Here is a 19440-nt window from a genome sequence, read left to right on the forward strand (position 1 = left end):
CGATCTCCTTAAGCGTTGTTCATCGCGGCCCAAACACGGGCGGGCGAAAGCGGCATGTCGATATGGGTGATATCTTTGCCCGCAGAGCGCAGAGCGTCAACCACAGCATTGACCACCGCGGGGGGCGATCCGATGGCACCGGCCTCGCCGCAGCCCTTCACACCAAGCGGGTTGTGTGTGCAAGGCGTCTGGCACGAGTGATCCACCGTGTAGAACGGCACATCCGAGGCCCGCGGCATGGCGTAATCCATATACGAACCGGTCAGAAGCTGGCCGTTCTCGTCATAGGCTGCACCTTCGAGCAAGGCCTGCCCGATGCCTTGGGCGATGCCGCCGTGGACCTGACCGGAGACGATCATCGGGTTGACGATGTTGCCAAAGTCATCCGCCGCCGCGAAACGTTCGATCGTGACCTTGCCGGTATCGGGGTCGACCTCGACCTCGCAGCAATAGGCGCCCGACGGATAGGTGAAGTTCGCCGGATCGTAGAAGGCGGTTTCCTCAAGGCCCGGCTCGATGTCTTCGAGCGGGTAGTTATGGGGCACATAGGCCGCGAGGGTCACATCGCCCCAAGCCACCGATTTATCGGTGCCCGCAACAGAGAACTGCCCGTCTTTGAGCTCGATATCGCCCTCGGAGGCTTCCATCAGGTGGGCCGCGATCTTCTTGGCTTTGTTGATGATTTTCTCTGTGGCGCGAACCATGGCCGACCCGCCAACCGCGAGCGAGCGCGAGCCGTAGGTGCCCATGCCCATCGGCGCTTTGTCGGTGTCGCCATGTTCGATTTCCACCATCGAGGCGTCGATCCCGATCATATCGGCGATCACCTGCGGGAAGGCGGTTTCGTGGCCTTGGCCGTGGCTGTGCGATCCGGTCATCACAACAAGGCCGCCGGTCGCATTCACCCGCACAGTGGCCGATTCATAAAGACCCGCACGCGCCCCAAGTTGCCCCACAAGGTTCGACGGCGCGATGCCGCAAGCCTCGATATAGCAATTGACGCCAAATCCGCGCAGCTTGCCTTTGGCTTTGCTCGCCGCGCGGCGCGCCTCGAACCCAGCAAAATCAGCGACTTGCGTGAGCTTGTCCATCGTGGCGTGATAATCGCCAGTGTCATATTCCACCGCGACAGGCGTTGCATAGGGGAATTCGGTGATGAAGTTCTGACGGCGCAGGGCCACCGGATCAACACCAAGCTCCAACGCGGCTTTGTCCACCACGCGCTCCAGTTGGTAGGTCGCCTCGGGACGGCCCGCGCCGCGGTAGGCATCGACCGGAACCGTATTGGTAAACACCGCTTTGACGTTCACATAGACCAGCGGAGTTTTGTAGTTGCCCGCCATCAATGTGCCGTGCAGCCATGTCGGCACCGAGGGTGCAAATGTCGACAGATAGGCGCCCATATTGGCATAGGTATCGGTGCGCAGCGCGGTAAAGTTATTGTCCGCATCCAGCGCCAGTTGAATGGTGCTGACGTGGTCACGGCCGTGTGCGTCCGACATAAAGGCTTCGGAGCGGGTCGAGGTCCATTTGACCGGACGGTTCACCGCCTTGGCCGCGAAGGTGCAAAAAGCCTCTTCGGCATAGTGGAAGATTTTCGTGCCGAAACCGCCGCCCACATCGGGGGCCACAACGCGCAGCTTATGCTCGGGGATGCCCAAAACGAATGCGCCCATCAACAGGCGGATCACATGGGGGTTTTGCGAAGTGGTATAAAGCGTGTGATCGCCCGTGCCGCGATTGAAATCGCCAACGGCCACGCGCGGCTCCATCGGGTTGGCGATCAGGCGGTTGTTGACCAATTCCAATGTGGTGACATGCGCGGCATTGGCAAAAGCCTCTTCCACGGCGGCTTTGTTCTCTTCAACAAAGCCCCAGTCATAGCACAGGTTGCTGGTCAGATCGTCATGCACCTTGGGCGCGCCCTCTTCGAGCGCTTTTTTCATGTCCACAACGGCGGGAAGCTCTTCGATATCCAGCTCGATTGCCTCGGCCGCATCGCGCGCTTGCTCAAGGCTTTCGGCCACCACGGCGCAGATCGGATCGCCCACATGGCGAACCTTGCCTTGGGCCAGAACGGGGTGCGCGGGCTCTTGCATTTTCTCGCCGAAACGGTCGGTGATTTCCCAACCGCACGGAATGCCGCCAACGCCTTCGAAATCCGCACCGGTGAAGATGCGCACCACGCCTGGCATCGCGGATGCGGCGGATGTGTCGATGTTGTTGATCCGGCCATGGGCGATATCAGAGCGCAGAAAATGCACATAGGTCTGGTTTTGCAGATTGATATCGTCGGTGTAATTGCCGGTTCCGCTCAAAAAGCGGACGTCTTCGCGCCGCTTGGTGCTGGCGCCGATGCCTCCATCTTTGGGCATGGTGTATCCTCCCTAAAAAGCCGCGCTGCGCGCAGGCTTTGGATGTGTCGAATGAAACGGGCCGCTGGACTGCGGCACGCTGATCCCTCTTATGCGGGGGCAATACGCCCCACAGCGCGCCTTATTCGGCGGCAACCTCGGCTGCGATATTGCTCACGTCCTGACCCGAAGCGGCCATGATCGATTTCACGATATTGTGGTAACCGGTGCAGCGGCAGATATTGCCCTCAAGGTGATGGCGGATCTCCGCCTCGGTCGGCTTGGGGTTTTCCTTGAGCAGCGCCGTCGCGCTCATCACCATGCCGGGAGTGCAGAACCCGCACTGAAGCCCGTGGTAATCTTGGAAGGCTTGCTGCACGGTGTTGAGCGTGCCGTCAGCGGCGGCCTGTGCTTCGATGGTTTCAACCGATGCGCCTTCGGCTTCGAGGGCCAGCATCGTGCATGATTTCACGGCCTTGCCGTCAACATGCACAACGCAAGCGCCGCATTGCGATGTGTCGCACCCGACATGTGTGCCCGTCAGTTGCAATTGGTCGCGCAAGAAATGAACAAGAAGTGTCCGGCCTTCTACGTCGCCGGTGGCTGTCTTGCCATTCACGGTCATGGTGACCTGAGACATGTGGCTCCTCCCAGAGTTAATGTGGTTATGAGAGGATGATAACCACCTCGCGGGCCGATGTGTAAGGGATAATTCCCAACTTAGACCAAAGGAGGATATAGCCGCGCCGCGCCAGCGCCCGCACATAAATTCGCGCGAAGAACGGCGCGCAATACATTGACTTTAATTAATTAAATTCGACATCAGGACGCTGCAAAAAACGCGCAATCCTCACGCATCCGCGTCGCGGCGCGGGCGCGGGCGGGTCGGAATTTCCTTGAGCAGCCCCCCGACCCCCATCATCGCGATATCCGCCGAGCCGACGCAAAGCCCGCCCATCAGCCGCTCCAGCACCCAATCGGCCCCGTTCAACGCAATCGAGCGCGCACATCCTGGCAAGCCGATCACCGGCTTTTCGCCCAGCCGCCCGACAAACAGCAAATTGCCCGGATCGACGGGCATGCCAAATCGGATCACCTCGCCGCCCGCCATGCGCAGCGCCTGCGGCGCGACGTCATAGGCGTCGGATGTGGCCGATCCGGTGAGGATCAAGATCATCTCGCCCGTCGCCGCCTTGATCGCCTCGGCCAAGGGCGCCTCGCGGTGGGCGGTGATGACGCGCGCGGTGAGCGATGCGTTGAACCGCGCCAATCGCCCCGCCGTGGCGGCGCGTCCCTTATCGGACGGCTCTGCGCCGCCGGTCTCTTGGGTCACGGTTTCGATCAAGGTCGCGGTGCTATAGTAGGGCGGCAAAACGCGGATCGCCCCCGCCGCCCCCGCCTCGGCCTGCTGCACCTTTGTCTCGGGCACGGCATAGGCGATGATCTTGATCGTGGCGATCATGCCGCCTTCGTCCACGCGCGCATGATCGGCCACGGTGGCAACCGAAATCATCGGGTCAATCGCATTGAGCGCATGGATGCGCGCGGCGTCCAGCTTCACGATCCCGCAAGAGGCGGCATAAAGATTGACCCGCCCCGCCCCCGCGCCGGTGATGCGGATACATTGCGCCTCGGGGTCCGGCACCAAAGCCTGCGCCAGACGCAGCGCCGTCGCATCCTCGCCCAGATCGCCCGCCTCCAAGCTCGCCGCCACGACCTGCATTATCCCCGATGCGGCCAGATCGGCCAGATGCGCAGCGCCCAAAACCGTGCCCTTGGCGATGCGCTTGGCCGAAGCCTTTGGCCCCAAATCCAGCGAATGCGCCAAAATCGCGCCCTCGGCGTCAGCAAGCGCGACATATCCGAACTTCACGGCGTCGCTCCGCGCAAAACGCCCACCACCTGCGACAGGATCGACACGGCGATTTCCGCCGGATTGGCCGCGCCGATATCGAGGCCGACGGGGCCGTGAATGCGCCCGATCTGCGCGGCAGTAAAGCCCGCCGCGCCCAAACGCTCCACCCGTTTGGCATGGGTGCGCGTCGACCCCAAAGCGCCGATATAAAAGCAATCGGCGGCCAAGGCTTGCTCCAGCGCCGGATCGTCGAGTTTGGGATCATGGGTCAGCAAAACCAGCGCCGTGCGCGCATCCAGACCCAGCTTGGCCACCGCCTCGTCGGGCCAGTCGTCCAAAATCTGCTCGCCTGGAAACCGCGCCTGCGAGCCAAAAGCGCCGCGCGGCTCGATCAGCACCGGATCAAACCCTGCAATCCGCGCCATGGGCACCAAAGCCTGCGCAATATGGACCGCGCCGACCACGATCATCCGCAAGGGCGGGTTGTGGATGGCGACGAAAACCTGCTCGCCCGCCTCAAAGCCCGAGCGGTCCATGCGAAAACGCTCGTCAAACCCTCCGCGGACCAATTCGCGCGCGCCGGTGTTAAGATCGCTGACCACCGCCACGGCCGCGCGCGCCGCGCGCGCCGCGACGAGATCCTCCAGAACCGCCACGGGCAGGACCGATCCCACCGGTTCGACCAAAATGCGGATCGTGCCGCCGCAAGCCAGCCCGACGGCAAAGGCATCCCCGTCCGAGACGCCATATTCGAGCAGCATCTGCTTGCCGCTCTCGATCGCCTCGATGGCTTCCAAGATCACCGCCCCCTCGACACAGCCGCCCGACACCGAGCCTTCGATCTCGCCCGCGCTGTTGATCGCCAACTGGCTGCCGATGCGGCGCGGGGCGCTGCCCCATGTTTCGACCACCGTGGCCAAAGCCGCGCCTTTGCCCGCCTTGTGCCACGCCAAAGCCACCTCGGGTATATTGTCAAAACGATCCATCATGTCCCCTCATCTCACCGCGCAGTATGACCTTGCCCCGCGCGCTTGTCTCCCCCCAAGGCGCGGCGCAATGGCCAAAATCTATGCCCCGATCATGCGCATCAACCGGTCCTTTTCGCCGCTGTCGGTCTGGCGCGAGATCACCGCTGCCAGATCTTCGAGCGAGGCAATCGAGTGACCGGCGCGAAAGGCATCCACATGCGGCAACATCGCCGCAATGCCGCGCGCTTTGGGCGCAAATCCCTCCCAACGCAGCAAGGGATTGAGCCAGATCAGCCGTTTGCACGACAGGTGCAGCCGTTGCATCTCGCGCGCCAGATCATCGGGCGCATCGCGGTCAAGCCCGTCGGTGATCAAAAGCACCACCGCGCCCTGCCCCATCACGCGGCGCGACCAGTCGCGGTTGAAGGCGTGCAGGCACGATCCGATCCGCGTGCCGCCTTCCCAATCTTGCGCCTCCGCCCCCGCTGCGGCCAATGCCGCATCGACATCGCGCTGCGCCAGATGGCGGGTGATATTGGTGAGCCGCGTGCCAAAGGTAAACCCGTGCACCTTGGCCCATCCCGCGCCTTTTTCATTGGCCACCGCATGGAGGAAATGCAAAACCATCCGGCTGTATTGGCTCATCGATCCGGAAATATCGCAAATCACCACCAGATTGGGATAGCGCTCGCGCGGCTTTTTGCGCGCGAGGCTGCGGATCTCGCCGCCTTGGCGCATGGCGCGGCGCATGGTGGCGCGCCAATCCATCAGCCGCCCCATCGTGGAGGCCGCCGCGCGGCGCGATTTGATCGGTTTGACCGGCAGTGTCAGCCGCGCCAGCATCCGCTTGGCCTCGGCCACTTCCTCGGTGCTCATCTGCTCGAAATCCAGACTGCGCAGCCGCTCCTCGGAGGACATGGTCAGAGAGGCGTCGATCTCGATCTGCACCTCTTCTTCGGGGCTGTCTTGCGCATCAGGCATGTCGCGGTTGGCATCGCCAAGCAAGGCCTCGGCGGCGCGTTTTTCGGCGGCCTGCGCGGGGCGGTCCTCTTGCACGCCGCGAATGGCGGGCAACATCATCGCCATCATATGTTCCATGAACCGCGGGTCGCGCCAATAGAGCCGGAAGACCTGATCAAACACGCGCCGCTGTTCGGGTTTGGAGACGAAACAAGCATGTAAAACCCAATAAAAATCGCGTTTTTCGGTGAAGCCCGCCGCCTGCACCGCGCGCACCGCATCCAGAACCGACCCCGGCCCGACGCCGATCCCCGCCTTGCGCAGGGCGCGGGCGAAATGGGTGATATTATGGATAAGCTTGGGGTTTTCGGGCAATTCCAGCGGCAGATATTCGGCCATCGCTCACCCCCGCCGCATCCGGCAGGGCACGATCAACAGCCCCGCATCCGCAGTGCAGGGCGCGCGCACGCCCAAAACCGCCGCGATCCGCGCCACAGCGGCGGGCAATCTGGCCGCGCGCGGCGCCATCACACCGGCTCCAACTGCGCCGTGACCTCGTCCAAAATGCGTTTGGCTTCCGAACCTTGCAGCTTGGAAATGTCATCTTGGTATTTCAAAATCGCCCCGATTGTATCGGCGATGACCTCGGGGCTGAGGTTGATCACATCGAGCGCCAAGAGGCATTTGGCCCAGTCAATCGTTTCCGCCACACCGGGTTTTTTGAACAAATCCTCGGTGCGCAGCTTTTGCACAAAGGCCACGACCTCGCGGCTCAGCGCCTCGGAGGCTTCCGGCGCGCGGGCGTGCAAAATCTCGATCTCGCGCTCGAAGGCGGGATAATCGACCCAATGATAAAGGCAGCGGCGCTTGAGCGCATCATGCACCTCGCGGGTGCGGTTCGAGGTCAGGATCACGATCGGCGGCTCGGGGGCCTTGATGGTGCCAAGCTCGGGAATGGTGACCTGAAAATCCGACAGGGCTTCGAGCAAGAACGCCTCGAAGGGCTCGTCGGTGCGGTCAAGCTCGTCGATAAGCAGCACAGGCGCGCCGCCGTCTTGCGGGCGCATCGCCTGCAACAAAGGCCGCTCGATCAGATAGTCTTCGGTGAAAAGCTCGGTCTTGAGGCTGTCGCGATCCGCGCCGCCCGAGGCCTCTGCCGTGCGAATGGCGATCATCTGCTCGGCAAAGTTCCACTCATAGACCGCCGAGGCGGCATCAAGCCCCTCGTAGCATTGCAACCGGATCAATTTGCGCCCCATGGCCGCCGCGATGGCCTTGGCGATCTCGGTCTTGCCGACCCCCGCCTCGCCCTCCAAAAACAGCGGCCGCCCGAGGCGCAGCGACAAAAACACCACCGTGGCCAAAGCGCGGCTGCACACATAGTTTTGCGCGCCCAAGCTTTCTTGCACGTTCTCAATCGATGTCATCTCGCCCATGGTCTCTCCCCCGACTTGCTGCGCCGCGCGAATGGCGCGCCCGTCACCGTGCAATGGCCCCGCGCCAAGTGCAACCTCGCCTAAAGTGCCATGCCGCGCGAGATGCGCCGCGACTCGCCCCGTGCGCGCCCCGTGCGCGCCCGCATCGCCCCCGTCATTGCGCGCGCCCTGCCCTTGAATTCTCGGCATTGCTCCGCAATTTTGCCCCATTCCCTTGGCATAAACCACGCCAACACACCGCAGATAAAGCGGTGGAGCAGTTGTAAGGACCTTTGGCATGCAGGATGGCCGACATATCACCGAGACCTCTTTGGCAGGGCTAAAGAAGGGCGAGTGGCTTGAGCAATTCGCGCGCATTGCGGATGAGGCGGGCTATGTGCAGCCTTTGGGCAAACGCCATCTGGCCGGTTTTGTCGATGAAGGCCCGATTCTTTTGGTGACCTTCGAAACCATCCAAGGCATCCAGACCCTCTCCGAACATGCCCATCCCATCGGCTGGAACCTCGTGCAATCGGAGGGCTGGTCGCATCTGGCGGTGGTCTCGGACGGCGATACATGGTTTCGCGATGCGCGCATCTACGGCTATTTCGACCGTCTGATCGACGACGGGTTTTTCGAGGATTTCGAAAAGGTCGTGTTTTACGGCACCGGCCCTTGCGGCTATGCCGCCGCCGCCTATTCCGTCGCCGCCCCCGGCGCGGCGGTTCTGGCGATCCAGCCGCAAGCGACGCTCGAAAGCGGCATGACCGAATGGGACGACCGTTTCGCCCATATGCGCCGCACCTCCTTTACCGACCGCTATGGCTATGCGCCCGATATGCTCGACGCCGCCGAAGAGGCCTTTGTGGTCTATGATCCGACCCAAGACCTCGACGCGATGCATGCCGCGCTTTTCACCCGCCCCAATGTCAGCAAACTGCGCTGCCGCAATCTGGGCGAGGCGATCCAGAGCCATATGCTGGAGATGGGCGTTTTGCCCGATCTGATCAATGCGGTCGGGCAAGGCGCGCTGGATGATGTCTATTTCGGCGAGGCGATGCGCGCGCGGCGCACCTACGGGCCTTACCTGCGCCGACTGATGTCCATCACCGACAATGCCGAGCGCCCCTATCTGACCGCTCTGGTATGTGAAAACGTGCTCTCGCGCATGCATGGCCCGCGGTTTCGCAAGAAACTCGAAGACCTGCGCGCCATGGCCGAACGCACCGGCGTCAAACTGCCGCCGCCGCACGGCGAGGCAGACAGCGAGGATGCCGAGGGCGAAAACACCCCCGAGGCCGAGGTAAAGGCCTGAGCAAGCGGGCGCGCACAGCGCGTGCCGTTTCCCCACTGGCCTTGAGGCGCGCAATTGTGTAATCGCTCTGCCATGAGCGATACATTGACCATCATCCGCCCCGACGACTGGCACCTGCATCTGCGCGATGGCGCCATGCTGCGCGCCGTCCTGCCCGAAACCGCGCGCCATTTCGCCCGCGCCATCATCATGCCCAATCTCGTGCCCCCCGTGGTCACCGGCGCGCAGGCGGCCGCCTACCGCGAACGGATCATGGCGGCCCTGCCCGAGGGCATGAGCTTCGAGCCGCTGATGACCCTCTACCTGACCGAAGACACCGATCCCGAAGACGTCGCCGCCGCCCATGCCAGCGGATTGGTCAAAGCGGTGAAGCTCTACCCCGCAGGGGCGACAACCAATTCCGCCTCGGGCGTGAGTGATTTCACCAAGGTCCGCGCGGTTTTGGAGAAGATGGCCGAGATCGGATTGCCGCTTTGCGTGCACGGCGAAGTCACCCGCGCCGATGTCGACATCTTCGACCGCGAAGCGGTGTTCATCGACACGGTGCTCGACCCGCTGCGCCGCACCACGCCCGAGCTGCGCGTGGTGATGGAACATATCACCACCAGCCACGGCGTCGATTACGCCCGCGCGGGCGGCGAGACCCTCGGCGCGACAATCACCACGCACCACCTGATCATCAACCGCAACCACATCCTCGTGGGCGGGATCAAACCGCATTACTATTGCCTGCCGGTTGCCAAACGCGAAGAGCACCGCCTCGCCCTGCGCGCCGCCGCCACATCGGGCGAGGCCACCTTCTTCCTCGGCACCGACAGCGCCCCCCATACCGACTCCAACAAAGAACAGGCCTGCGGCTGCGCGGGGTGCTTTACCGCCACCAACACCATGTCGCTGCTCGCGCAGGTCTTCGAAGAGGACGGCGCTCTGCCAAACCTCGAAGCCTTCACCTCCAAAAACGGCCCCGCCTTCTACGGGTTGCCGCAAAACACCGGCACGCTCACCTTGCGCAAAGCGCCGCCCAGCTACCCCAAAAAGATCCTCACCGGCGAAGGCGAAGTCACCGTCTTCGATCCCGGCTACCCGTTGACATGGGAGGTCGCGTCCGCCTGATCTTTGCAGGTTCTTCAAATATCCCCGCCGGAGGCGCACAGATGCCGCAAGCGTTCGCGCCAAAGAGCTTCATGCCTTCGGCGAGGATATTTGAAGAACCTGCAAGCCGCGCCGCGCGACCTGCCGCCTTGATTGCAAGAGACCGAACATAAGGACCTGCCATGATCCCTGCTGCCTATCCCACCGCCGAAGAAATTGCCCGCCTGACCGCGCGGATGCTGCTTGAAATCAAAGCGGTGAATTTCAACACCGAGGAGCCTTACATTCTGGCCTCCGGCCTGCCCTCGCCCTCCTATATCGATTGCCGCAAGCTGATCTCTTTCCCGCGCATCCGCAGCACCTTGATGGATTTTCTCACCGTCACTGTGATGCGCAACGCGGGCTTCGAGGCCTTTGACAATATCGCGGGCGGTGAGACGGCGGGCATTCCCTTTGCCGCGCTGGTGGCCGAGCGCATGGCGCTTCCGATGACCTATGTGCGCAAGAAGCCCAAAGGCTATGGCAAAAACGCCCGCATCGAGGGCGCGATGAGCGAGGGCGAGCGGGTGCTTTTGGTCGAGGATCTGACCACCGATGGCGGCTCCAAGCTCAGCTTTGTCGATGCGATCCGCGAGACCGGCGCGACCTGCGGCCATACGGCGGTGATTTTCTATTACGACATCTTCCCCGAGACGGTCAAAACTTTGGGCGATCACGGCGTGCAGTTGCATCACCTGTGCACATGGTGGGACGTGTTGGCCGAGGCCAAAGCGCAAGGCGCCTTTGACGCCGCCACCCTTGCCGAGGTCGAAACCTTCCTCAAGGATCCGCGCGCATGGCAAGAGGCGCGCAAGGCTTAAAAGCCCCCCGAGAGGGAGTGCGATCCGGTGCGTTTGATTCTCGATCCGGCCCGTCGCGGCACCGGCGACATCAGGCGCGCCGCGCGAGGTAACGCAACGTCAACCAAAGGCAAAAACAGGCCGTATATCGCCAAATCAGAGGGCGGCGCCACTATATGTTGACCTGCGGCGCGGTGCTCTGCCAAGATAGGCGCATCCCTGACCGTTCCGCCGCGCGCCCGATTTATCCACAAAAACATACAAGTTGCGCGCCATGGGCCTTGCCCGTTAAGAACCCGCCTCAGGGATGTGAGTGGGGACAAAGATGAACGAAATTGCGGCTTTCAATGCGACCGGAAAAACGGCGGGCGCCGATGTGCAATCGCCCGATACCATGCCCCATTCCATCGAGGCCGAGCAGCAGCTTCTTGGCGCGATCCTGACCAATAACGATGTGTTTGACCGCGTCGCCTCGATCATCACCGCCGAGCATTTCTACGATCCGGTCCATGCGCGCATCTATGAGACCGCCGCCGCGCGCATCGCCAAGAACAACCTTGCCTCGCCCGTCACGCTCAAATCCTTCTTTGACGACGACGAAGGCCTCAAGGAGCTGGGCGGTCCGGCCTATCTGGCGCGTCTCGCGGGGGCGGCGATTTCGGCCTATGCGGTGCGCGATTATGCGCAGATGATCTATGATCTGGCGATCCGGCGCGAGTTGATCGAACTGGGTCAGGAAATCGCCAGCAAAGCCTCCAAGGTCGAGGTGCATTCCGAACCCAAAGAGCAGATCGTCGAGGCCGAGCAAAAGCTTTATGCCCTCTCCGAACAGGGCAAAACCGAAACCGGATTTCAATCGTTCTTGCATGCGGTGACCGAAGCGGTGAACTCGGCCAATGCCGCCTATCAACGCGATGGCGGTCTGGCGGGGGTCTCGACCGGATTGATCGATATGGATCGCAAACTGGGCGGATTGCATAAATCCGACCTCTTGATCCTCGCGGGGCGCCCGTCGATGGGCAAAACCTCGCTGGCGACCAATATGGCCTTCAACATCGCCAAAGCCTACAAACGCGGCATCCGCCCCGATGGCACCGAAGGCACGGTTGAGGGCGGCGTTGTCGGCTTTTACAGCCTCGAGATGAGCGCCGAGCAATTGGCGGGCCGGATCCTGTCGGAGGCCGCCGAAGTGCCCAGCCACCAGATCCGCTCGGGCGATATGACCGAAACCGAATTTCGCCGCTTTGTCGAAGCCGCCAAAAGCCTCGAAAGCTGCCCGCTTTATATCGACGACACGCCCGCCTTGCCGATCTCGCAACTGGCCGCCCGCGCGCGCCGCCTCAAACGCACCAAAGGGCTTGATGTGCTGATCATCGACTACCTGCAACTGGTGCGCGGCACGCCCGCCACCGCAGGCAACCGCGTGCAGGAAATCGGCGAGATTTCCATGGGCATGAAAGCCATCGCCAAAGAGCTTAACATCCCCGTCATCGCCCTCTCACAGCTTTCGCGTCAGGTCGAAAGCCGCGAAGACAAACGCCCGCAATTGTCGGACCTGCGCGAATCCGGCTCGATCGAACAGGATGCCGATGTGGTGATGTTCGTGTTCCGCGAAGAATATTACAAAGAGCGCGAAAAACCCGGCGATCACGAGCTTGATAAAATGGCCGCATGGCAAGAGGACATGGAACGCCTGCACGGCAAGGCCGAAGTGATCATCGGCAAACAGCGCCACGGCCCGATCGGCACGGTCGAGCTGAGCTTCGAAGGCCAGTTCACCCGCTTTGGCAACCTCGCCAAACAATGGCAACAAGGCGAGCGCGAGGATCAATACTAACCGCCGCGCCCGCCCACTGCTCGCTCTGTGGCCCGCGCGGCTCCCCCACTCGGCCCCGCCCCTGCGCAAGCCATGCCCAAGCCGGAGCGCAGGCAAAACGACGCGCCGCCGCCCCTTGCAGGTTCCAAAAATATCCCCGCCGGAGGCATCCGCCCTGCGCCGCGCCCCCCGCCCTGCGCCGCATCAGCGCCGATCCGCGCGCCCTTTAACCCTTTTCTCTTGACCTGAGCCATAAGACTGTCAAAACCCTCCCCCATGTCTACTGCGAGTTTGAAAATCGATCTGGATGCGCTGGTGGCCAACTGGCGTGCGCTTGACGCGGCCTCGGAGGGCGGCGTCGAAACCGCGGCTGTGGTCAAGGCCAACGGCTATGGCCTCGGGGCGGCCCGCGTCGCGCGCGCCCTTGCCCGCGCCGGTGCGCGCAAATTCTTCGTCGCCCTCGCCGAAGAAGGCGCCGCGATCCGCGATGCGCTCGGCCCCGATGTGGCGATCTATGTGTTCTCGGGCCATATGGCAGGCGACACCGATACGATTGCCGATCTTGGCCTCATTCCGATGATCAACTCGCTTGAACAGCTTTTGCGCCACTTCGAAAGCCTGCCCGACCATCCCTTCGGCATCCAGCTTGACACCGGCATGAACCGCCTCGGCATGGAGCCTGCCGAATGGGCCGCCGTGCGCGACATCGCGCTGGCGCAGGGGCCGGTTTTGATCATGTCGCATCTGGCCTGCGCCGACGAGCCGAACCACGCGATGAACGCGCGCCAGTTGCGCGCCTTTCGCCAGATGACCGACGATTGCGGCCCCGTGCCGCGCTCGCTTTCGGCGACAGGCGGCATTCTTTTGGGCCGCGCCTTCCATTTCGACATCACCCGCCCCGGCATCGGGCTTTACGGCGGCGCGCCCTTCGAGGCCGCCAAACCGGTGGTCGAACTGGAGGTGCCGGTGATCCAGACGCGGCTTGTCGCCAAGGGCGAAAGCGTCGGCTATGGCAACAGCTGGACCGCCCCCGCCGACACCCATGTCGCCACCGTCGCCGCCGGATATGCCGACGGGCTGATCCGCGCCATGGGGCCAAAAGGCATGCTGTTTTCCGGCCGCAGCGCCTGCAAAATCCTTGGCCGCGTGTCGATGGACCTGATCTGCGCCGATATCACCGCCCTTGAAGAGGCGCCCAAGAGCCTCTCGCTCTTGGGACCAAACCAAGGCGTCGATCAATTGGCCGACGCCGCAGGCACCATCGGCTATGAAATCCTCACCTCGCTCGGGCTGCGCTACGCGCGCCGCTATACCGGCGGCTAAGGGCGCGCCATGTCCGCGATCTCCCTTCTTCTCGGCCCGATCCAGCGCCTCGGCGCGGCGGTGCTGGGCCTTTGCGCCGCCACGGGGCGCATCGCGCTTTTCGCCGCCCAAACCGTCAGCCACCTCGCCCGCCCGCCATTTTATGGCCGCGAGTTTCTCCACGCGCTGTTTCAAATCGGCTGGCTGTCGCTGCCCGTCGTGGGCCTGACCGCGCTCTTCACCGGCGGCGCATTGGCCTTGCAAATCTACGCAGGCGGCGCGCGTTTCAATGCCGAAGCCGTGGTGCCCTCGATTGTCGCCATCGGCATGGTGCGCGAACTTGGCCCCGTCTTGGGCGGGCTGATGGTGGCGGCGCGCGTCGCCTCCTCGATTGCCGCCGAGATCGGCACGATGAAAGTGACCGAGCAGCTTGACGCGCTGACCACCCTGTCGACCCATCCGATGAAATACCTCACCTTGCCGCGCGTCCTCGCCGCCACCCTCGCGGTGCCGGTGCTCGTCGCCGTGGGCGATGCGATCGGTATCATGGGCGGCTATCTGGTGGGCGTGGCGCGGCTCGATTTCAATTCCGCCGCCTACCTGCGCAACACGGTGGATTTCCTCGAAGTCTGGGATGTCACCTCGGGCCTGCTCAAAGGCGCGGCCTTCGGCTTTATCATCGCCCTGATGGGCTGCTACTACGGGATGAATTCGGCCCGCGGCGCCCAAGGCGTCGGCCGCGCCACCAAAGCCGCCGTTGTCGCCGCCTCGGTGATGATCCTCGCCGCCAATTACCTGCTTACAGAAGTGTTCTTTTCGGCATGATCGAGATGCGCGATGTCCATAAAGCCTTCGGCGCCAACCGCGTGCTGCAAGGGGTCAACCTGACCATCCCCAAGGGCGAGAGCATGGTGATCATCGGCGGTTCGGGCACCGGCAAATCCGTGGCGCTCAAATCCGTGCTCGGCCTCGTCAAACCCGACAAGGGCCAGATTCTCGTCGGCGGGCAGGACGTGCTCAAAACCGACCGCGATGCGTTTTTGGCCCGCTTTGGCATGCTCTTCCAAGGCGGCGCATTGTTCGATTCCCTTCCCGTCTGGCAAAACGTCGCCTTTCGCCTGATGCGCGGCACGCTGAAGCGCCCCAAAGCCGAGGCGCGCGAGATCGCCATCGAAAAACTGCGCCGCGTCGGCCTCAAACCCGATGTCGCCGACCGCTTTCCGGCCGAACTTTCGGGCGGCATGCAAAAACGCGTCGGCCTCGCCCGCGCCATCGCCGCCGAACCCGAGATCATCTTTTTCGACGAGCCGACCACCGGCCTCGACCCGATCATGTCCGGCGTGATCAACGATCTGATCCGCGAGATCGTGGTGGAAATGGGCGCCACCGCCATGACCATCACCCATGACATGACCTCGGTGCGCGCCATCGCCGATAAGGTCGCGATGCTCCACGACGGGGTGATCAAATGGACCGGACCCGTCGCCGATATGGATGCCTCGAACGATCCCTACCTCGACCAATTCATCCATGGCCGCGCCACAGGCCCCATCGAAGCGGTGCGCTAGAACCGCCGCGCGCCGCGCCTTTACGCGCCCCGCCGCGCCCTGCCCGCCAGCGGCGCCCGCCCCCCTTTGCAGGTTCTGCAAATATCCCCGCCGGAGGCTCCCGCATCTGCCCCCCTGTGCCGCCGCCCGCATCCTTGATGCGCCGCGCGCCAATCTCCCCCTAGCGCCGCGCGCCCATGCGCCCTACCTTTAAGCCATGACCGCTTTGCACAAATATGCCAACCTCGCCTTGCTGGTGCTCTTTCCCATAGCTTGGTTCGCCCCCCTGATGCGTGCGGGCGTGCTGCCCTTCTTCTCGCTCTCCGAGATCAGCGTGATCTCCGGCCTGCAATCGCTTTGGCAAAGCGATATCTTCCTTGCGCTCATCGTCACGCTTTTTGCGCTTTTTGCCCCCTATCTCAAAACCCTCGGCCTCGCGCTGGTCCATTTCGGCCTCTTGGACACCCGCGCCCTGCCCGCTTTGACCGCCTTGGGCAAACTGGCCATGGCCGATATTTTCCTCATTGCGGTCTATATCGTGCTGGCCAAAGGCGTCGGCCTCGGGCGGGTGGAAACTGCTTGGGGGCTTTACCTGTTCACCGCCTGTATTCTCGCCTCCCTCGCGCTCAGCCTCGCGGCAAAGCGCGCCGCCCGCGGCCAAAGCTGACGCGCGATTGAGCAGCAATGTTGCGCGCTGCGAAACAATGGCGCGCGATTCGCATCGCTGTTTCCCCCTGCCCACTCAATGGCGCCGAAATCACGAAATTCCCCTTTACCTTTTGTTCACCTTTCGGCGTAAATTCGCCGGTAGTAATCGCGTTGCGGCCGGTGTCGCACTCTCGGGGGATGAGTTATGAGCGCACATCAATCCGCTGCCTTGCAGCTCGGCCTGACCGTGGCCCATCGCGCCGCCGTTACGCTTATGGCGCTCAGCGCGCTGATCATGACGCTGTGGACCGCGATGGCGCTCTTTGGCGCAGCGCCGTGGCTCGCTTTTGCCGCGCAGATCGGCGATCAAACCTATCCTTTGGCCGGCATGTCGGCGCAAATCGCTGTCACGGTGTTTTTGCTGGCGCTTTGCGCCTATCTGCCCGCAAATGCCCGCATCATGAAACTCGAAACCTCGCACCGCGCCTTTCACATGTCGATGCGCGATGTGACGCGCGCCTATGCTTTGGCCCATGCCGCCGACCGCGAGGGCAGTTTCAAACTCTCCTCCGAATTTGACGAAGTGCGCGAGCGCCTTGCCTTTTTGCGCGATCATCCCGATCTGGGCGCGCTGGAGCCGCAGCTTCTGGAGGTCGCCTCGCAGATGAGCCAGACCAGCAAGGAACTGGCGCAAACCTATTCGACAGACAATGTCGCCCGCGCCCGCGCCTTTCTCAAAACCCGCCAAACCGAGGCCGACGACATGAAAACCCGCCTCGACCGCGCCCTCACGGTGACACAGGAATTGCGGTTCTGGCTCAATGACATAGAGCAAGAAGAAGAGCTGATTGCCGATAAGCTCGAGCAATTGAGCGCCGAGCTGTCGGCGCTTTTGCCCGATCTGAACGAGGAATTGGCGGCGCTCGATGCCAATCCCGCCCCGCGCAAGAAAATGCGCGTCGTCGGCGCGCGCTCCGCGCCGCGCAAAGAGGCGCAGATCGTCGATCTGCGCGCCGAGATCAGCCCCGATATGGGACATGAGATCAGCCCTGCCAAACCGACCGGCAAGCCACACTAAGCGTCGCCGCCGCGCCACAGCCTTGCGAAGCAATTGACCGCGCCCGCGCCGTGAGGCACATCAGAGCCTATGGCAAAAACCAAATCTTTCCGGTGCTCCGCCTGCGGAGCCAATTTCACCAAATGGTCGGGCCGTTGCGACGGCTGCGGCGATTGGAACACCATTGTCGAAGAGGCCCCGCTTTCGGCCGGTCCTGCCTCCAAAAGCCTTGGCGCGAAACGCGGCGCGGCGCTGGATCTGTCGGATCTGTCGACCGAAGAGGCCCCACCGCCGCGCACCACCTCGGGCATCGGCGAATTGGACCGCGTCTTGGGCGGCGGATTGGTGGCCTCCTCGGCCATTCTGGTCGGCGGTGATCCGGGCATCGGCAAATCCACTTTGTTGCTGCAGGCGGCGGCGGAATTTGCCCGCTCCGGCCTCAAGGTCATGTATATTTCGGGCGAGGAAGCCTCGGCCCAAGTGCGCATGCGCGCGCGCCGCCTCGGATTGGCCGATGCGCCGGTGCAACTGGCCGCCGCGACCAACCTGCGCGATATCCTGACCACCCTCGAAGAAGAGCGCCCGCATCTGGCGATCATCGATTCCATTCAAACCATGTGGGCCGACAATGTCGAAAGCGCCCCGGGCAGCGTCAGCCAAGTGCGCGCCGCCGCCCATGAATTGACCACTTTTGCCAAACGCAAGGGCGTGTCGGTGATCTTGGTCGGCCATGTCACCAAAGAGGGGCAGATCGCGGGCCCGCGCGTGGTCGAACATATGGTCGACACCGTGCTCTATTTCGAAGGCGAGCGCGGGCATCAATTCCGCATCCTGCGCGCGGTGAAAAACCGCTTTGGCCCCGCCGACGAGATCGGGGTGTTCGAGATGACCGGCGCGGGATTGGCGCAGGTGATGAACCCTTCGGCGCTGTTTCTCTCCGAACGCGGCACGCCCTCCCCCGGATCGGTGGTCTTTGCGGGGGTCGAGGGCACGCGGCCGGTTCTGGTCGAGTTTCAGGCCCTCGTCGCGCCCAGCCCGCACAGCCAGCCGCGCCGCACCGTCGTGGGATGGGACGGCGGGCGTCTGGCGATGATCCTTGCGGTGCTCGAAGCGCGCTGCGGCATTCCGTTCACCGGCCTTGATGTCTATCTCAATGTGGCGGGGGGGATGAAAATTTCCGAACCTGCCGCCGATCTGGCCGTTGCGGCGGCTTTGGTGAGCGCGCGCGAGGATAGCGCCCTGCCCGCAGATACCGTTGTTTTTGGCGAAATCAGCCTCTCGGGCGCCCTGCGCCCCGCCCCGCAAAGCGAAAACAGGTTGAAAGAAGCGCAAAAACTTGGTTTCACAGCGGCGATAACCCCCTCGGGAGGCAAGGCGCTGGCCGATATGGGATTGAAGCTCACACAGATGGGCGATCTGACCGCTTTTGTCGGCGATATCTTTGGCGCAGGCTAGGCGCATTCACGAAGACCGCCCGATCGGCGCGGCACGCAAGTAAGGGACAAGATACCCCATGGAAGGCTTTACCATCATCGACGGCGTTGTGGCGCTCGTGATCGTGCTCTCGGCGCTTTTGGCCTATACGCGCGGATTTGTGCGCGAAGGATTGGCCATCGCCGGTTGGATCGTGGCGGGGCTTTTGGCCTTTATGTTCGCCCCGCAAGTCGAGCCTTTGGTCAAGGAAATCCCCGTGGTGGGCGATTTCATCTCCGACAGCTGCGAATTGTCGATGATCGCAGGCTTTGCCGTGGTCTTTGCGATTGCTTTGGTGGTGGCCTCCTTGTTCACGCCGATGCTGGCCTCGCTGGTGCAGCGCTCGGCGCTTGGCGGGCTTGATCAGGGGCTTGGCTTTTTGTTCGGCGTGGCGCGCGGCATCTTGCTCGTCGCCATCGCGTTTTTCGTCTACGAGACTGTGATCACCTCGCAAAATATCACCATGATCGACGACAGCCGCTCGGCGCAGGTCTTTGGCCGCATGTCCGGCAAGATCGAAAACTCCGACCCCGAGCGCGCCATGGGATGGATCACCGCCCAATATGAACAGCTTGTCGGCAAATGCGACGCGCCGCAATAAGCGGCGCCCCCTTCGGCGAGGGCGGATGCCTCCGGCGGGGATATTTTTAGAACCTGCAAAGCGAAAACGCGCGGCCAGATGGCGGCGCGTTTTTTTGCATCTTGCCTGCGCGCCCGCCCGAACCCGCGGCGCGCACGCGCAAAGGGCGCGCGATTTGTGATCCTTTCGTGACACTGGGGCCATGAGCGCTTAAGAGGG

General features: G+C 62.9%; 18 protein-coding genes. 11 read left to right on the plus strand and 7 right to left on the minus strand.

The features are described from left to right. Nucleotides 1-8: 8 nt before the first annotated feature. The 7 genes from ABWV64_RS02220 to ABWV64_RS02250 all read right to left on the minus strand — a co-directional run bounded on the left by ABWV64_RS02220 (nucleotide 9) and on the right by ABWV64_RS02250 (nucleotide 7573). The gene (locus ABWV64_RS02220) at nucleotides 9-2375 is read right to left on the minus strand and encodes a xanthine dehydrogenase family protein molybdopterin-binding subunit (RefSeq protein ID WP_353342645.1); all 2367 of its coding nucleotides are present in this window, start codon (nucleotides 2373-2375) and stop codon (nucleotides 9-11) included. Nucleotides 2376-2496: 121 nt separating this feature from the next. Then, on the minus strand, nucleotides 2497-2994 hold the full coding sequence (locus ABWV64_RS02225; protein ID WP_353342646.1) for a (2Fe-2S)-binding protein: 498 nt from the start codon (nucleotides 2992-2994) through the stop codon (nucleotides 2497-2499). Nucleotides 2995-3204: 210 nt separating this feature from the next. Further along, nucleotides 3205-4227, minus strand: coding sequence for a molybdopterin-binding protein (locus tag ABWV64_RS02230; RefSeq protein ID WP_353342647.1), 1023 nt, complete (start codon nucleotides 4225-4227; stop codon nucleotides 3205-3207). Next, entirely contained in the window at nucleotides 4224-5195 is a 972-nt protein-coding gene (locus ABWV64_RS02235) for an XdhC family protein (protein WP_353344462.1), read from the minus strand. The genes ABWV64_RS02230 and ABWV64_RS02235 overlap by 4 nt, the downstream gene beginning before the upstream one ends. 81 nt (nucleotides 5196-5276) lie before the next feature. Then, a complete protein-coding gene (locus ABWV64_RS02240; protein WP_353342648.1) occupies nucleotides 5277-6536 on the minus strand; it encodes a vWA domain-containing protein in 1260 nt (419 codons plus the stop codon). 3 nt (nucleotides 6537-6539) lie between these two features. Beyond that, nucleotides 6540-6668 carry a hypothetical protein gene (locus ABWV64_RS02245; protein WP_353342649.1) on the minus strand — a complete coding sequence of 43 codons (129 nt, stop codon included), beginning with the start codon at nucleotides 6666-6668 and terminating at the stop codon, nucleotides 6540-6542. After that, nucleotides 6665-7573 (minus strand): AAA family ATPase, encoded by a 909-nt coding sequence (locus ABWV64_RS02250; protein ID WP_353344464.1) that lies wholly within the window; start codon nucleotides 7571-7573, stop codon nucleotides 6665-6667. The genes ABWV64_RS02245 and ABWV64_RS02250 overlap by 4 nt, the downstream gene beginning before the upstream one ends. Nucleotides 7574-7850: 277 nt before the next feature. Between ABWV64_RS02250 and ABWV64_RS02255 the strand changes: the two genes are divergently transcribed. From ABWV64_RS02255 to ABWV64_RS02305, 11 genes are all read left to right on the plus strand, one after another. Then, nucleotides 7851-8867: a phosphoadenosine phosphosulfate reductase gene (locus ABWV64_RS02255; protein ID WP_353342650.1), complete on the plus strand. Its 1017-nt coding sequence runs from the start codon at nucleotides 7851-7853 to the stop codon at nucleotides 8865-8867. Nucleotides 8868-8939: 72 nt separating this feature from the next. Beyond that, the gene (gene pyrC / locus ABWV64_RS02260; protein WP_353342651.1) at nucleotides 8940-9980 is read left to right on the plus strand and encodes a dihydroorotase; all 1041 of its coding nucleotides are present in this window, start codon (nucleotides 8940-8942) and stop codon (nucleotides 9978-9980) included. A 161-nt stretch (nucleotides 9981-10141) separates the two neighbouring features. After that, nucleotides 10142-10819 carry an orotate phosphoribosyltransferase gene (locus ABWV64_RS02265; RefSeq protein WP_353342652.1) on the plus strand — a complete coding sequence of 226 codons (678 nt, stop codon included), beginning with the start codon at nucleotides 10142-10144 and terminating at the stop codon, nucleotides 10817-10819. 304 nt (nucleotides 10820-11123) lie between these two features. Further along, complete coding sequence (locus tag ABWV64_RS02270) at nucleotides 11124-12635, plus strand: replicative DNA helicase (RefSeq protein WP_353342653.1); 1512 nt, start codon at nucleotides 11124-11126, stop codon at nucleotides 12633-12635. A gap of 255 nt (nucleotides 12636-12890) precedes the next feature. After that, complete coding sequence (gene alr, locus ABWV64_RS02275) at nucleotides 12891-13937, plus strand: alanine racemase (RefSeq protein ID WP_353342654.1); 1047 nt, start codon at nucleotides 12891-12893, stop codon at nucleotides 13935-13937. Between the two features lie 9 nt (nucleotides 13938-13946). Further along, nucleotides 13947-14741 carry an MlaE family ABC transporter permease gene (locus ABWV64_RS02280; RefSeq protein ID WP_353342655.1) on the plus strand — a complete coding sequence of 265 codons (795 nt, stop codon included), beginning with the start codon at nucleotides 13947-13949 and terminating at the stop codon, nucleotides 14739-14741. Beyond that, complete coding sequence (locus ABWV64_RS02285; RefSeq protein WP_353342656.1) at nucleotides 14738-15484, plus strand: ABC transporter ATP-binding protein; 747 nt, start codon at nucleotides 14738-14740, stop codon at nucleotides 15482-15484. The genes ABWV64_RS02280 and ABWV64_RS02285 overlap by 4 nt, the downstream gene beginning before the upstream one ends. A 196-nt stretch (nucleotides 15485-15680) precedes the next feature. Further along, nucleotides 15681-16130: a paraquat-inducible protein A gene (locus ABWV64_RS02290; protein ID WP_353342657.1), complete on the plus strand. Its 450-nt coding sequence runs from the start codon at nucleotides 15681-15683 to the stop codon at nucleotides 16128-16130. 186 nt (nucleotides 16131-16316) lie between these two features. Then, nucleotides 16317-17189, plus strand: a complete 873-nt coding sequence (locus ABWV64_RS02295; protein ID WP_353342658.1) for a DNA repair protein — start codon at nucleotides 16317-16319, stop codon at nucleotides 17187-17189. Between the two features lie 69 nt (nucleotides 17190-17258). Beyond that, complete coding sequence (gene radA / locus ABWV64_RS02300; protein ID WP_353342659.1) at nucleotides 17259-18623, plus strand: DNA repair protein RadA; 1365 nt, start codon at nucleotides 17259-17261, stop codon at nucleotides 18621-18623. A gap of 58 nt (nucleotides 18624-18681) precedes the next feature. Beyond that, nucleotides 18682-19242, plus strand: coding sequence for a CvpA family protein (locus tag ABWV64_RS02305; RefSeq protein WP_353342660.1), 561 nt, complete (start codon nucleotides 18682-18684; stop codon nucleotides 19240-19242). The last annotated feature ends 198 nt before the right edge of the window (nucleotides 19243-19440 follow it).

This window comes from Litorivita sp. NS0012-18, assembly GCF_040371945.1.
Classification (GTDB): Bacteria; Pseudomonadota; Alphaproteobacteria; order Rhodobacterales; family Rhodobacteraceae; genus Litorivita.